At 63.9% G+C, this 12,674-nt stretch carries 12 protein-coding genes; 8 read left to right on the top strand and 4 right to left on the bottom strand.

Going from position 1 to position 12,674, the window contains the following annotated elements; genetic code table 11:
• Positions 1-37 precede the first annotated feature (37 nt).
• A complete protein-coding gene (locus QCE69_RS25545) occupies positions 38-1,612 on the top strand; it encodes a SulP family inorganic anion transporter (RefSeq protein ID WP_309933675.1) in 1,575 nt (524 codons plus the stop codon).
• Positions 1,613-1,663: 51 nt separating this feature from the next.
• Here the strand turns inward: QCE69_RS25545 and QCE69_RS25540 are convergent, their stop codons facing one another.
• Both QCE69_RS25540 and QCE69_RS25535 read right to left on the bottom strand, forming a co-directional pair.
• A complete protein-coding gene (locus QCE69_RS25540; protein ID WP_309924264.1) occupies positions 1,664-2,332 on the bottom strand; it encodes an O-methyltransferase in 669 nt (222 codons plus the stop codon).
• 130 nt (positions 2,333-2,462) lie between these two features.
• Positions 2,463-3,731, bottom strand: coding sequence for a LysR family transcriptional regulator (locus tag QCE69_RS25535; protein ID WP_309924262.1), 1,269 nt, complete (start codon positions 3,729-3,731; stop codon positions 2,463-2,465).
• A 177-nt stretch (positions 3,732-3,908) separates the two neighbouring features.
• On the opposite strand from QCE69_RS25535, the gene QCE69_RS25530 reads away from it, so the two are divergent.
• A complete protein-coding gene (locus QCE69_RS25530; protein WP_309924260.1) occupies positions 3,909-4,373 on the top strand; it encodes a universal stress protein in 465 nt (154 codons plus the stop codon).
• A gap of 13 nt (positions 4,374-4,386) precedes the next feature.
• Here the strand turns inward: QCE69_RS25530 and QCE69_RS25525 are convergent, their stop codons facing one another.
• Positions 4,387-5,082, bottom strand: a complete 696-nt coding sequence (locus QCE69_RS25525; protein ID WP_309933673.1) for a GntR family transcriptional regulator — start codon at positions 5,080-5,082, stop codon at positions 4,387-4,389.
• 500 nt (positions 5,083-5,582) lie between these two features.
• Between QCE69_RS25525 and QCE69_RS25520 the strand changes: the two genes are divergently transcribed.
• From QCE69_RS25520 to QCE69_RS25495, 6 genes are all read left to right on the top strand, one after another.
• Positions 5,583-6,458 carry a LysR family transcriptional regulator gene (locus tag QCE69_RS25520; RefSeq protein ID WP_309933671.1) on the top strand — a complete coding sequence of 292 codons (876 nt, stop codon included), beginning with the start codon at positions 5,583-5,585 and terminating at the stop codon, positions 6,456-6,458.
• Between the two features lie 70 nt (positions 6,459-6,528).
• Positions 6,529-7,278: a GntR family transcriptional regulator gene (locus QCE69_RS25515; RefSeq protein WP_309924252.1), complete on the top strand. Its 750-nt coding sequence runs from the start codon at positions 6,529-6,531 to the stop codon at positions 7,276-7,278.
• A 188-nt stretch (positions 7,279-7,466) separates the two neighbouring features.
• A complete protein-coding gene (locus QCE69_RS25510) occupies positions 7,467-8,462 on the top strand; it encodes an ABC transporter substrate-binding protein (protein ID WP_309933669.1) in 996 nt (331 codons plus the stop codon).
• A gap of 7 nt (positions 8,463-8,469) precedes the next feature.
• Positions 8,470-9,330 carry an ABC transporter ATP-binding protein gene (locus tag QCE69_RS25505; protein ID WP_309933665.1) on the top strand — a complete coding sequence of 287 codons (861 nt, stop codon included), beginning with the start codon at positions 8,470-8,472 and terminating at the stop codon, positions 9,328-9,330.
• Positions 9,327-10,085 carry an ABC transporter permease subunit gene (locus QCE69_RS25500; RefSeq protein ID WP_309924246.1) on the top strand — a complete coding sequence of 253 codons (759 nt, stop codon included), beginning with the start codon at positions 9,327-9,329 and terminating at the stop codon, positions 10,083-10,085. Before QCE69_RS25505 ends, QCE69_RS25500 begins: the two co-directional genes overlap by 4 nt.
• The gene (locus QCE69_RS25495; protein ID WP_309924244.1) at positions 10,082-10,858 is read left to right on the top strand and encodes an ABC transporter permease subunit; all 777 of its coding nucleotides are present in this window, start codon (positions 10,082-10,084) and stop codon (positions 10,856-10,858) included. Before QCE69_RS25500 ends, QCE69_RS25495 begins: the two co-directional genes overlap by 4 nt.
• Here the strand turns inward: QCE69_RS25495 and QCE69_RS25490 are convergent, their stop codons facing one another.
• Positions 10,859-12,595 carry an IlvD/Edd family dehydratase gene (locus QCE69_RS25490; protein ID WP_309933663.1) on the bottom strand — a complete coding sequence of 579 codons (1,737 nt, stop codon included), beginning with the start codon at positions 12,593-12,595 and terminating at the stop codon, positions 10,859-10,861. It lies immediately after the preceding gene.
• Positions 12,596-12,674: the final 79 nt, after the last annotated feature.

Raw genomic sequence — 12,674 nt, 5'->3', positions numbered from 1 at the left:
CGCTCGCAGGCATTCACTCGCGTAAACGGAATGAACCATGAAAGCAGCTAATCGTTTAGCCAATCTTCCACGCGATTTATTCGCGGGCATTGTCGTGTTTCTCGTGGCATTGCCATTATGTCTCGGCATTGCCAATGCATCCGGTGTCGAGCCGATTGCCGGCTTGATGGCGGGCATCATCGGCGGCGTCGTCGTTGCCTTGCTGAGCGGCTCGCAATTGAGCGTCAGCGGCCCGGCGGCGGGGTTGATCGTGATCGTCGTCGGTGGCATTGCAGGGCTGGGCAGCTTCTCCGCGTTCCTGCTCGCCGTATTGTTGTCGGGCATGATCCAGTTCGGCTTGGGTATGCTCAAGGCGGGACGCTTCGCCGCTTATGTGCCCTCGTCGGTCATCAAGGGCATGCTGGCGGCTATCGGCCTTCTGTTGATCATCAAGCAGATTCCGCTGGCCGCGGGATTCGCGAACGATGGTGTCCACGTCACGGGCGGTGACGGCTTGCTGTCCACATCCTATGGACATGTATCGATCGCGGCCTGCGTCATCGCGGTCGTTTCGCTCGGCATGCTCGCGGCGTGGGAAACGGCCGCGCTGCGCCGCTTCGCCCTCGTGCGGCTGGTGCCCGGTCCCCTGGCTGTGGTCGTCTTCGGCGTGGGCGCTACGCTGCTGATCGACCGCTTTGCGCCGGGCTTCGCGCCGCCCGAGCAGTATCGCGTGGCATTGCCCTCGCTCGAATCGTTCACGGCCTTGACGAAAGCGCTCGAACTGCCGGACTTCTCCCAACTGCTCAATCCCGGCGTGTGGCGGCTTGCGGTGACGCTTGCGATCGTCGCGAGTCTCGAGACGTTGCTCAGCCTCGAAGCAGTCGAGCAGATCGATCCAAAGAAGCGCACCGCGAATCCGGACCGTGAACTGAAGGCGCAGGGCATCGGCAACATGCTGGCCGGCGCAATCGGCGCGCTGCCTATCACTTCGGTGATCGTGCGCAGCTCGGCAAACGTGACGGCGGGCGCACAGAGCCGCTGGTCTGCATTCGTGCATGGCGTGTTGCTGCTCGTGAGCGTGTTCGGCCTGACGAGTGTGATCAACCTGATTCCGCTGTCATGTCTCGCCGCCGTTCTGATCTTCACGGGACTGAAGCTTGCCAAGCCGTCGCTATTCGCGTCCGTCGCGAAGGAAGGCTTCGAACGTTTCGCACCGTTCATCGCGACCATTGCGGGCGTGCTGCTCACCGACCTGTTGATCGGCATCGTGATCGGCATTGCATGCAGTCTGTTCCTCGCCGTGCGCGCCAACCTGCGCCGCCCGATCACGATGGCGCAGCACGATGACCATTACCTGCTGTCGTTCCGCAAGGACGTGTCGTTTCTGTGCAAGGTGACGCTGAAGCGCCGACTCGCCGCGATCCCTGACGGGGCCGTTGTGATTCTCGATGCTTCGCGAGCCGACTATGTCGATCCGGATGTCCGTGAGGAGATCGACAAGTTCGTGGCCGCTGCGCCTGCGCGGAACATGCACGTCGAATGCCGGAACATGCCGCGTGTGGAGGAGGAAACGTTCACGCCTGTCCGGAACCGCTGGTTCGGCACGGCAAGACCGCGTACCGCATCGGAATAGCGTTCGCTGCACGTCTTGCGCGGCACCTCGCGCAAGGCGTGCCTGATGACTTCATTCAGTCACGATGGACATCGAGAAGCCGTCCCATCCCTTGCTTCCGACTGTCTGGATCGCCGTGGAGTCGAGGCGGGGATGTGTGGCGAGCATGTCGAAGAAGGTGCGCACGCCATTCACGTCGGGGTCATCGCTGCCGGTTTCCAGTACCCGCCCGCGACGAATCACGTTGTCGGCGACGATCAGCGTTCCCGGGCGGCTGAGGAGCAGGACAAGATCGAGATAAGCCGGATAACTTTTCTTGTCGGCATCGAGAAAGATGAAATCGAACGGCGGGATGCCGTCGCGCACGAAGGACCGCAGCGTGTGCACCGCATCGCCGACGATGACCGATGCCACGCTCGACAAGCCCGCCCGCGCAAGGTTGCCACGTGCGACGTGCGCATGCGCGTCGACGGCTTCCAGTGTCAGCAGCGTGCCGTCCGAAGGCAGTGCGCGCGCGAGCCATATCGTGCTGTAGCCGCCCAGCGTGCCGAGTTCGAGGATGCGTCGTGCGCCGCGCAGCTTCGCAAGCATGTGCAGCATCTTGCCCTGGTTCGGCGCGACGTTGATGGCGGGCAATCCTGCGTTCACGCTGTCGCGCAGCGCGGCTTCGAGCACTTCATCCGGCGCCTGGGTTCGTTCGCAAAGGTATTCGTCCATTGCGATCCACTGCTGTTCGTTCATGCCAACTCCTCTTTATTCGCTGGGATGTCCTGCGGTTCACGCCATGCGCGACTGTCACCATACAGCACCGCAAGCACGCACCGCAAAAGCCGCTGCCCCGATAAATAATTCAGATTGCACCTCGCGCTTGTCATGCGCGTGACATCACGGCAGCTTGTGCATCGCGACGCATGGCATGACCCAGTTGATCGACGGTGAGACGCAGCGCGTCGATCATCGCGCGCGCGGCCGGCGAGGGTGAGCCGCCCGCGCGCAGCGTGAGTCCGATGTCGCGCCGGGTGTTCTGCATCGCGATGTCGAGCACGGCCAGTTGTCCCGATTCGCGCTCGTAATGCAGTTGTTGCGCCGATACGGCCGCAAGCATGTCGGTATGCAGCAGCAAGCCGCGGATCACGGCGAGGTCCGCTGTTTCGACGGTGGGCATCGGCGGTTTGAGTTTGCCGCGTTTGAATTGTGCTTCGAACATGCCACGCGCGGGGGCCTGGTTGCGCGGCAGGATCCATTGAGCGGTGGTGAGATCGGCGAGCGCCAGGCCGCGTGAGCGAGCAAGCGGATGCCCGCTGCGCGCAATCACGACGATATCCTCCGACATGAAGCGCTCGTTCACCAGTCCGCTCGATGCATCGTTCGGACGCAGCGCGCCGAGCACGAAATCGATTTCGCCTGCGCGCAGTCCCGCGACGAGCGTTTCGTACGCGCTTTCATCGGTCACGATGCGCACGCCCGGATACTGTGCGGCCACGCGGGCGATGGCGCCCGGCAAGATGAGCGTACGGCCGAGCGGCAGCGCGCCGACCGTCACCACGCCCTGAATGGTGCCGCGCAGAGCGGCGAGATCGTCGGGGATATGGCGCAGTTCGTTCAATGCGCGGCGCACGTGCAGCACGAAGGTCTCGCCTTCGCTGGTCAACAGGAGGCCGCGCGGGCTGCGATAGAACAGTTGCATGCCCGCACCCGTTTCCATGATGCGGATGGCGCTGCTGACGGCGGGCTGACTGAGTCCAAGGGTTTGCGCCGCGCTCGGCATGTGCCGGTGGCGCGCGAGCGCCGAGAACAGTTGCAGCCGGCGCGTATTGAGCAGGAACGCCGGCAGCGTGCTGGCCGCCGCAGTTCTGCGGCGCGACTGCCGCGCCGCGCACCACTGCGCGAGTTCCTCCAGTTCCGCGAAGATGCGCTGGCAGCGCAGCAGCACGGCGCGTCCGGCGGGCGTGGGCAACATGCCTGATGGACGGCGTTCCAGCAAGGTTTCGCCAACGGCCGCCTCCAGTTCCTGCAATGAACGCGTGACCGCCGATTGCGCGCGGAACAGCGCGGCGGCGGCGCGCGTGGCGCTGCCGGTCTCCGCCACGAGGCGGAACGCGCGCAGGTAGGCAAGGTTGAGAAGATCGCGAGAGTCCATGAGCGTGCGGCGTGCGGGGATGATGCCATCAGTTTAATTTATCGCGAGCCGCGGCATCAGAAGCATCGCGAGGAATGTCAGGCTCAGTCTTTCCTAACTTTGCGCGGCCATCATGCCTTCATGCAAACAACGACGGTCACTCGAAAAGAGTGCCGTACAACGAACGGAGGCAACGCCATGTACCCGCATATTCTCGTCGCCGTGGGCCCCGGCTTCAGCGAAGCCGCCTTGTCGAAGGCCATCGAACTCGCGCGCGGCAACGCTGCCCGCATCACGCTGCTGCACGTGATCGAATCCGCGCCGTGGTGGGCAGGGTGGTCAGTGGAGACTTTCTGCAACATGCCCGAGCTCGTCGATCAACTCGCGCTGGCAATTCGCGGCCATTGCGAGAAGATGCTGGCGAACGCGGGCATGAAGGCTGACTGGGAAACGCGCAGGCTACCGGAGGACGGCCATAGCATCGGTGGCGTGATCGCCCTCGAAGCGAACCGGCTGGATGTGGATCTCATCGTGCTGGGTGCGGGCAGGTCGTCGTTCGGCGGTATCGGCATGCATCATGTGCGCAATATCGTGCGCCGCCGGACCGGCCGCAACGTGCTGATTGCGTATGCCCCGACCCCGCGCACGTTGCAATGCGCGTAGCGCATGAAGCCGCTCAGACGTCGAGGATCCGGTAGCGCTGAAGCGCTTCGACCTGCGTCTGAAGATTGAGCAGCCGATTGTCGCGGCACAGCGCCTGTGCCGCTTCGGCATCGCTCTGGCGCAAGGCTTCAATTACCTTGCGCAAGGTCTGTGCTTGTGACGCATCTGGCGCAATCAGCCGCAGCGTGAGTTCGCGCACGCGGCGCACCTGATCCACGCATTCGCCGACGATCTGCATGAGACGCGGATTGCCGCTCAGTTCGACGAGCCGCGCATAGAACGCGTCATGCGCCGCGGCCCAGGCATCGCGGTCGTCTTTCTCCAGTGCGCGGTCCATGTCCGTGCAGGCCTTTTCGAGCGGCCTGAACTCCTTCACGCCGGGCTTGCGCGCGGCGACGGCAGCGGCGGCCGTGGCTTCGAGACTGGTCTGGACCTGGAACACTTCCTCGATGTCCGTCAGCGACACATTGCGCACCCGCATGCCGTGACGCGGAATAATTTGTACGAGGCGTTCATTCTGCAAGCGGATCAGCGCCTCGCGCACCGGCGTGCGGCTCACCCCGAACCACTGCACCAGTTCCTGTTCCAGCATTTGGGTGCCGGGCCGCAGCGCGTTGCTGAGGATCTGCTCACGCAGCGCGAGATAGACCGTGTCGGTGGATTTCTCGCGTGGCTTGCTGATTGCTTCAACGGGTCGGGCTGGAGCCATGCTGGGCTTTCCGATAACGTTGCCGTCGATGCACGGAGGACAGGTCGGCCCGCTGATCGTTCGGGCGACAGGCTGTCTTCATTATAAGAAAAGAAACTCGCCGCATTGTTTAATGTATGCATTGAACAGTACGGCGCCGGAGCTTTCCGGGCAAAAAAGAGCCGCCCCCGAAGGGGCGGCTGAAATGGACTTGCGCGCGGCCGCGCGATCGGGAGAGAAGCCGATCGCACCTCAGATTTCTTGCGGCAACGCCAAGCCCCCGAGGCCGATTGCCGCCCATGTGCGGCCGAGCGTGATGAGGATGTGGTGTCGTGCAAAAAGAAAGTTGTCAAAAGATGCCTATTGCATGTCTTTCCGTCAGACGGTAACGTTTGCGCGCATTCTGCGTGATGCGGCGATGACGGCAAAGCAACGCTTCGTCATGCCGCCATCGCCGCATGCGATGGCCAGCGCCCCCAAAAAGACGACGCGAACTGCTGGCCGTAACGAGGACATCGTTCATGCAGACGCTCGATCCGCTCTCGCTGAGACTCTTCCTTGCCGTGGTCGATGCCGGCACGATCGCCGCCGCTGCGCAACGCGAACACATTGCAGCCGCCGCCGTCAGCCGTCGCATCAGCGAGATCGAGTCTTCCATCGGCGTGCGCTTGTTGCGCCGCACGAACAAGGGTGTCGTAGCCACCGAAGCGGGCGAGCGGCTCAGGACGCTCGCGCATCGCGCACTGCATCAGATCGACGACATCGTCGTGCAGATGCGCGAGTACTCGGGCGGCACGAGCGGCGTCGTGCGCATCGTGGCGAATGTCTCGTCGATCGTGCAGTTCCTGCCGCGCGATCTCCAGTCGTTCGCGGTGCTCCATCCCCATGTGCGCATCGAACTCGACGAGAAGCCGAGCGTGCACGTAGTGCGCGCGGTAGCCGGCAATGCGGCTGATATCGGTATCTTCACGTCCCTTCCGCATGGTCATGCGATCCATACGATGCCTTATCGCGAAGATCACCTTGTACTCGTCGCGCCGCCCGGACACGCGCTGCTGCAGCGGCAAGCGACGGCCTTTGCCGACGTGCTCGAACACGAGTTCATCACGCTGCCCGTCGACGCCGCCATCACGCTGAGTCTCACGCGGGCGTCCAACGAAATAGGGCGCTCGGTGCGGGTGCGGATGCAGGTGTCGAGCTACGACGCCCAGTGCCTGATGATCGAAGCGGGGCTTGGTTTCGGCGTCATGCCGGAAGCGGTGGCGCGGCAGCACGGGCTGGGCTTCGTTCCGCTCACGGATACCTGGGCGATGCGCGAACTGTTGATCGCCATACGCTCCCCCGATGCCTTGCCCGAGGCGTGCAAGAAACTGGTCGCCCATCTTGCGCGCGCTTGATGGGTTGGATGATGAAGGTTCCGATGCAGTACCATCGGCTCAACGCGGAGTTTCCTTCAGGGAGTCCAGCATGGCCGCATCGCGCAGCACGGTCGCGCCGCATCCAGCAAGGCGCGTGAAGGTCATCTCGAACGATCATCCCGTCGCCACCGCCAAGCCCGCCCGGCTCAACACAGCGGATCTCGCTTACGGCGAACTGCGTCGCCGCATCATCGAAAGCGAACTCACGCCGGGATCCTATCTGCTCGAACAGGAACTGGGCCTGATGCTGGGCTTCAGCCGCACGCCCATCCGCGAGGCTGCGTTGAGACTCCAGGGAGAGGGACTTGTGCAAATCGTGCCGCGTCACGGCATTCGCATCGTTCCCACGTCGATCTCCGACATCCGACACATCTATCAGGTCTTGATCAGCCTCGAATCCACGGCCGCGGGGCTCGTCGCCGCGCAGCCCGACGTCGATCTCACGCCGCTCGTCGATGCCTGCGACACGATGGTCCGCGCACTCGAAGCCGGCGACATGCTGACCTGGGCCGAAGCGGACGAGGTCTTCCACGAAAGCCTCGTGGCGCTCAGCGGCAATGCGCGGCTGCGTAGCATCGTGATGAATTGCCGTGACCAGGTGCATCGCGTCAGGCGCTTCACGCAGCGAGTCCGACCGCATCCGCAGCCTGCCAAGTCGATCGAGGAACATCGCGCGATCATCGAAGCATTGCGCTGCGGCGATGCAGCGAAGGCGAGTGCGCTCTACCGCGCTCATCGCGAACGGGGCTGGCGTGATCAAACCGCCGTGCTGCAGCAATACGGCATTCAGCAGGCCTGATACATCGTCTGGCGCGTGCCAGACAAGGGTATCTCCGCCCTGCATCAAACTGGACTTTCACGAATTTAATGCATACATTAACTTGCACGGTTATCCGCGATAACTGTGTCCAGAATCAAAAGGCGGCCGCCTGTGCGCGACTTCGCGCACGACGGACGAAGCCGCCGTTCATGCACGGAGACGCCTACATGTTTGCCCTTGGGAAGCTTGGGAGAGCCGGTCTGTTTTCTTTCATGGCGGCCGCTGCACTCATAGCAGGGACCGCTCGTGTTCAGGCCGCGCCGCTCACCGTCACGCACTGGGGCGACGGCATGTACGGCGTGCCCTTCGCGGTGGCCATGGACAAGGGTTTCTTCAAGGAAGAAGGCGTCGATGTCACGGGTTTCATCACCTCCGAAGGCGGCGGCACGACAGTGCGCAACGCGATGGCATCCGAAATTCCTTACGGCGAAGTCGCGCTGCCTGCGGCTATTTCGGCGGTCAAGCAGGGCGTCGACCTGACCATCGTGCATGGCGGCGTGCAAAGCCTCGCGGATCTCGTGTGGGTCGAACAGAAGAACGGCACGATCACCAACATCCAGCAGATGAAGGGCAAGACCATCGGCTACAGCAGTCCGAAGTCCACGACCGATACCATCGTCACCATCGCGCTGGATCGTGCCGGTCTGACGGGGCAGGTGCAGCGCAAGCCGGTCGGCAGTTCGAGCGGCATGTTGACGTCGCTGCAGCAGGGCGCCGTGGACGTGGCCTACATGACCGAGCCGTCTTATAGCGCGAAGAAGGATCAGTTGCGCATCGCGTTCCGTTCGAGCGATATCGTGCCCAACGAAACGCAGACCGTCGGCATCGTGCGCACGGACTACCTGAAGCAGCATCCGGAAGTGATACGCGGCATCATCAAGGCGCGCCGCAAGGCCGTGCAGTACATTGCCGCGCATCGCGAGGAGTCCGCGCAGATTCTCGCGAAGCAGTACAAGATGGACCCGGGCGTCGCGGCCTCGGCGATCAATAACGTGCTCGATGCCGATCCGAAATACTGGAGCGAAGGCGGCTTCGATCGCAAGAGCATGGACGAAGTGCTCAAGGGCCTGATTCTCGTCAAGGCCATCCCCGATGGTGCGTTCGACTGGACGAAGATCATCGACGAATCGCAGTTGCCCGCCGACTTGCGCGCGGCGAAGTGAGTCAGCAATGAGCGTGCTGCCCCGTCGCACGAAGATATCGGTGGTGTCGAGCGAGCCCGCCGCGTCCGGCGAGCAGCGCATCCAGGCGCGCCTGACGGACGTCACGCGCATCTATCCCGGCGCCGCGGGCAAGCCGCCTTTTCATGCGCTCGGACCGGTGAGCCTCGAATTGCGCGCGGGGGAATTCTTCTCTGTCGTCGGTCCTTCGGGTTGCGGCAAGTCCACGTTGCTCGACGTGCTCGCGGGCCTGAATCCGGCGAGCGGCGGCACGGTCGAGTTCGAGGGGCAGCCGGTGGGACGACAGGTGCCCGACGGCGTGGCGGTCGTGTTCCAGGAAGACGCGAGCTTCCCGTGGCTCAATGTATTCGATAACGCCGCGTTCGCCGCGCGTCGCGCCAACGTTCCGGAAAACGAAGTGCGCGAACGCGTTCAGCATGCGCTTTCGTTCATGGGCCTGGCGTCGTTTGCGCGCGCCTATCCCGCGCAATTGTCGGGCGGCATGCGGCAGCGCGTGTGCATTGCGCGGGCCATGGTGGTCCGGCCGCGTCTCATGCTGCTCGACGAACCGTTCGGCGCGCTCGATCAGCAGACCCGCCTCCTGATGGGCGACGAAACCCTCAAGCTATGGCGCGATACCGGCGCGACCGTGATGCTGATCACGCATTCGATCGATGAAGCGGTGCTGCTCTCGGATCGCATCGGCGTGATGTCGGCGTGTCCGGGGCGCTTCATTGCGACCATCGAGACCGGCTGGTCGCGTATGCGCGACAGCACCATCGCGCTTGATCCGCGCTTCGGCGAGCTGACCGCGCAAGTGTGGGGCCTGCTGCGCGACGAGGCATTGAAGGCGCTCGGGAGCCGGCCATGAACGAGGCGGCGCGCTGGCGCATCGGGCTGGTCGTCGCGCTGCTCGCCTTGCTCGAAGTGGCGACGCGTCTCGCGTGGATCAACCCGGTGTCGTTCATTCCGCCTTCGCGCATGGCGCTCAGCGCATGGCAGATCCTTACGTCGGGGCAGTTCACGCTCGATATCGTGCAGACGCTCAGCAGCGCCCTGCTGGCCGTGGTGCTCGCGGTGATTGCGGGCTTCATCGGCGGGGTGGTGCTGTTCAGGCTGCCGCGCCTGCGCCGGGTGCTCGACCCTTTGCTGCTCTCGTACTACGCGGTGCCCGTGTTCGTGCTGTATCCGATCCTGATCGTGATCTTCGGGCTCAATCGCTGGCCGCTGGTGGGCATCGGCTTCCTGTTCGCGGTGGTCGCGATGGCCGTCAACACGCTCAACGGTCTCGAGCGCGTACCGCGTGTTCTGTTGCGCACCGCGCGCGTATGCCGCCTGAGCACCCTCGACGAGATTCGCCTGATTACGCTGCCCGCCAGCCTGCCGTTCGTCTTCACCGGCATCAAGCTGACCGTGGTGTATGCGTTCATTGCGGTCGTGGCCGGCGAATTCGTGTTGTCGGGTTCGGGGTTCGGCTATCAGATCGCGTTCGCCTACAACGCGTTCGACAACGCCGTCATGTATGGCCTCATGGTGCTGATGCTGGTCTTCGTCACGACGATCAACGGCTTGCTGCGGCAAGCCGAGAAGCGGCTGTACCGGCGTATCCGCAGGGAGGCGGCATGAGTACGGCGCTTGCCTCCGCTGTCGCGAAGCCGCGCGCCGCGCGACGCTGGACGGATGCGCTCGTGCTGATCGTCGTGCTCGTCGCGTTGTGGCAGATCCTGAGCGAATGGCTCGGCCCCGATGTGCTGACGACGCCTTTGCATACCGTGCAGCGCGCCGTGCATATCGTGAGCGATGTGGACTTCCCGCAGAGTCTCTATGTGACCTCGCTCGCATTCGCATCGGCGTTTGCGATATCCGCTGTGGCGGGCGTCGGCATCGGCTTGCTGCTGGGGGCGCGACGCCTCGCCGGAGATGTGATGGAGCCGCTGATGATGGGCTTCTATTCGATCCCGAAGGTGACGCTATACCCGGTGGTGCTGCTGGCGTGTGGCCTTGGGCTATGGGCCAAGATCGTATTCGGCGTGATGCATGGCATCGTGCCGATTGCATTGTTCACGATGAATGCCGTGCGCAACATGCCGCCCATTTACGCGCGGGCGGCGCGAACCTATCGCATGAGTCCCGGCGATTTCGCGCGCTTCGTGCTGTTGCCCGCGTGCGTGCCCGAGGTGGTCGCAGGCCTGCGCATTGGCTTCTCGCTGACCTTGCTCGGCACGCTGATCGGCGAGATGTTCGCATCGCAAAGCGGCATCGGCCGCCTGCTGATGATCGCGATGAACCGCAACGAGACCAGCACGATCATGGCGCTCGCGCTGATGCTGTTCGTGTTCGCGACGCTGGTGAACATGCTGTTCCTGGCGTGGCAGCGACATCTCACGCATGAAGACTGATCAGCCGCGCGGCGTCACGCCGCGCATGCGTGCCGCGCGCAGAAAGTCGAAGTCGACGCCCTTGTCTGCCTGCGTCACCGTGTCGTAGAAGAGTTTGCGATAGCCGCGATCCGCGCTCGGTTCCGTCACGGGCGATGCCTGCGCGCGCGCCGCCAGTTCTTCATCGCTGATCAGCAGGCTCAATTCCCGTTTCGATACGCTCAGACGAATACGATCGCCATTGCGTACATGCGCAAGCGGTCCACCGATGGCGGACTCCGGCGTCACGTGCAACACGATGGTGCCGAACGCAGTGCCGCTCATGCGGCCATCCGAGATGCGCACGATGTCCTTCACGCCCTGCACCGCGAGCTTGCGCGGGATCGGGATATAGCCGGCTTCCGGCATGCCCGGCGCGCCCTTGGGCCCAATGTTCTTCAGCACGAGAATATCGTCCGGCGTGACGTCGAGGTCGTCGGCATCGATACGCGCCGCGAGGTCCGCGCCGTTCTCGAATACGACCGCGCGGCCTTCGTGTTCCATCAGCCGTGCGTCGGCCGCCGATTGCTTGATGATCGCGCCGCCCGGCGCGAGATTGCCTTCGAGCACGGCGATGCCGCCTTGGGGATAGACCGGCCTGTCGAACGGACGCACGACGTCCTGCGCGAACGGCGGGCCCGCCGCGTCGATCTCCTCGCCGAGGGTGCGTCCCGTCACGGTGAGGGCGTCGAGGTTCAGCAGCGGCTTGAGCTCGCGCAGCAAGCTCGCCATGCCGCCGGCCTTGTGAAAGTCCTCCATGTAATGCGCGCCGGAAGGCTTGAGGTCGACGAGCACGGGCGTCTCGCGCCCCATGCGGTCGAGGGCCTTCAGATCGACTTCATAGCCCATGCGTCCCGCGATGGCCGTCAGATGCACGATGCCGTTCGTCGACCCGCCGATCGCGAGCAGCACGCGCATGGCGTTCTCCAAGGCCTCGGCGGTGAGGATCTTGTCGATGGTGAGCTGCTCGTGCGCCATCTTCACGGCTTGGGTGCCTGTGAGTTCGGCGATGCGCATGCGGTCCGATGTCACCGCCGGCGGCGACGCGCCACCGGGCACCGTCATGCCGAGCGCCTCGGCGATGCATGCCATGGTGCTCGCGGTGCCCATCACGGAGCAGGTGCCCACGCTCGCGACGAGCTGGTTGTTGACCGCGGCGATTTCATCGGCATTGATTTCTTCAGCGCGAAAGCGGCCCCAGTAGCGCCGGCAATCGGTGCATGCGCCGACGCGTTCGCCGCGATGCGCGCCGGTGAGCATCGAGCCGGTGATCAGTTGAATGGAAGGAATGCCCGCCGATGCCGCGCCCATCAACTGCGCGGGCACGGTCTTGTCGCAACCGCCGATCAGCACCACGGCGTCCATGGGCTGCGCGCGGATCATCTCTTCCGTGTCGATCGACATCAGGTTGCGCAGATACATGCTCGTCGGTTGCGAGAACGATTCGGCGATGGAGATGGTGGGGAAGTCCATCGGCAGGCCGCCTGCCAGCATCACGCCGCGCTTGACCGCTTCGATCAGCTGCGGCGCGTTGCCGTGACAGGGGTTGTACGCGCTGCCGGTGTTGACGATGCCGATGACCGGGCGGTCGAGCGCGCTGTCGGTATAGCCCGCGCCCTTGATGAAGGCCTTGCGCAGAAAGAGCGAAAAGCCGTTGTCTCCATAGCTCGTCAGCGATTTGCGCAGGCCGCGTGGCTTATTGCTGGTGTCGTCGGTCATGTCTGGTTGCCGGTTGTCTCCATGACGGGATTATCGCGGCTTTGGGTCCGGCTGTCCGCGCCATGAAAGCGGACCGCGT

It is taken from the genome of Caballeronia sp. LZ032 (genome assembly GCF_031451315.1).
Lineage (GTDB): Bacteria > Pseudomonadota > Gammaproteobacteria > Burkholderiales > Burkholderiaceae > Caballeronia.
The sequence above is the reverse complement of the archived record's forward strand: the minus strand, read 5'-3'. Positions and strand labels throughout refer to the sequence as shown.

What these genes read in the sequence shown, in the direction of transcription:
- QCE69_RS25545 (WP_309933675.1), top strand. Translation starts at nt 38, where the DNA reads ATGAAAGCAGCTAATCGTTTAGCCAATCTTCCACGCGATTTATTCGCG.
- QCE69_RS25540 (WP_309924264.1), bottom strand. Translation starts at nt 2,332, where the DNA reads ATGAACGAACAGCAGTGGATCGCAATGGACGAATACCTTTGCGAACGA.
- QCE69_RS25535 (WP_309924262.1), bottom strand. Translation starts at nt 3,731, where the DNA reads ATGGACTCTCGCGATCTTCTCAACCTTGCCTACCTGCGCGCGTTCCGC.
- QCE69_RS25530 (WP_309924260.1), top strand. Translation starts at nt 3,909, where the DNA reads ATGTACCCGCATATTCTCGTCGCCGTGGGCCCCGGCTTCAGCGAAGCC.
- QCE69_RS25525 (WP_309933673.1), bottom strand. Translation starts at nt 5,082, where the DNA reads ATGGCTCCAGCCCGACCCGTTGAAGCAATCAGCAAGCCACGCGAGAAA.
- QCE69_RS25520 (WP_309933671.1), top strand. Translation starts at nt 5,583, where the DNA reads ATGCAGACGCTCGATCCGCTCTCGCTGAGACTCTTCCTTGCCGTGGTC.
- QCE69_RS25515 (WP_309924252.1), top strand. Translation starts at nt 6,529, where the DNA reads ATGGCCGCATCGCGCAGCACGGTCGCGCCGCATCCAGCAAGGCGCGTG.
- QCE69_RS25510 (WP_309933669.1), top strand. Translation starts at nt 7,467, where the DNA reads ATGTTTGCCCTTGGGAAGCTTGGGAGAGCCGGTCTGTTTTCTTTCATG.
- QCE69_RS25505 (WP_309933665.1), top strand. Translation starts at nt 8,470, where the DNA reads ATGAGCGTGCTGCCCCGTCGCACGAAGATATCGGTGGTGTCGAGCGAG.
- QCE69_RS25500 (WP_309924246.1), top strand. Translation starts at nt 9,327, where the DNA reads ATGAACGAGGCGGCGCGCTGGCGCATCGGGCTGGTCGTCGCGCTGCTC.
- QCE69_RS25495 (WP_309924244.1), top strand. Translation starts at nt 10,082, where the DNA reads ATGAGTACGGCGCTTGCCTCCGCTGTCGCGAAGCCGCGCGCCGCGCGA.
- QCE69_RS25490 (WP_309933663.1), bottom strand. Translation starts at nt 12,595, where the DNA reads ATGACCGACGACACCAGCAATAAGCCACGCGGCCTGCGCAAATCGCTG.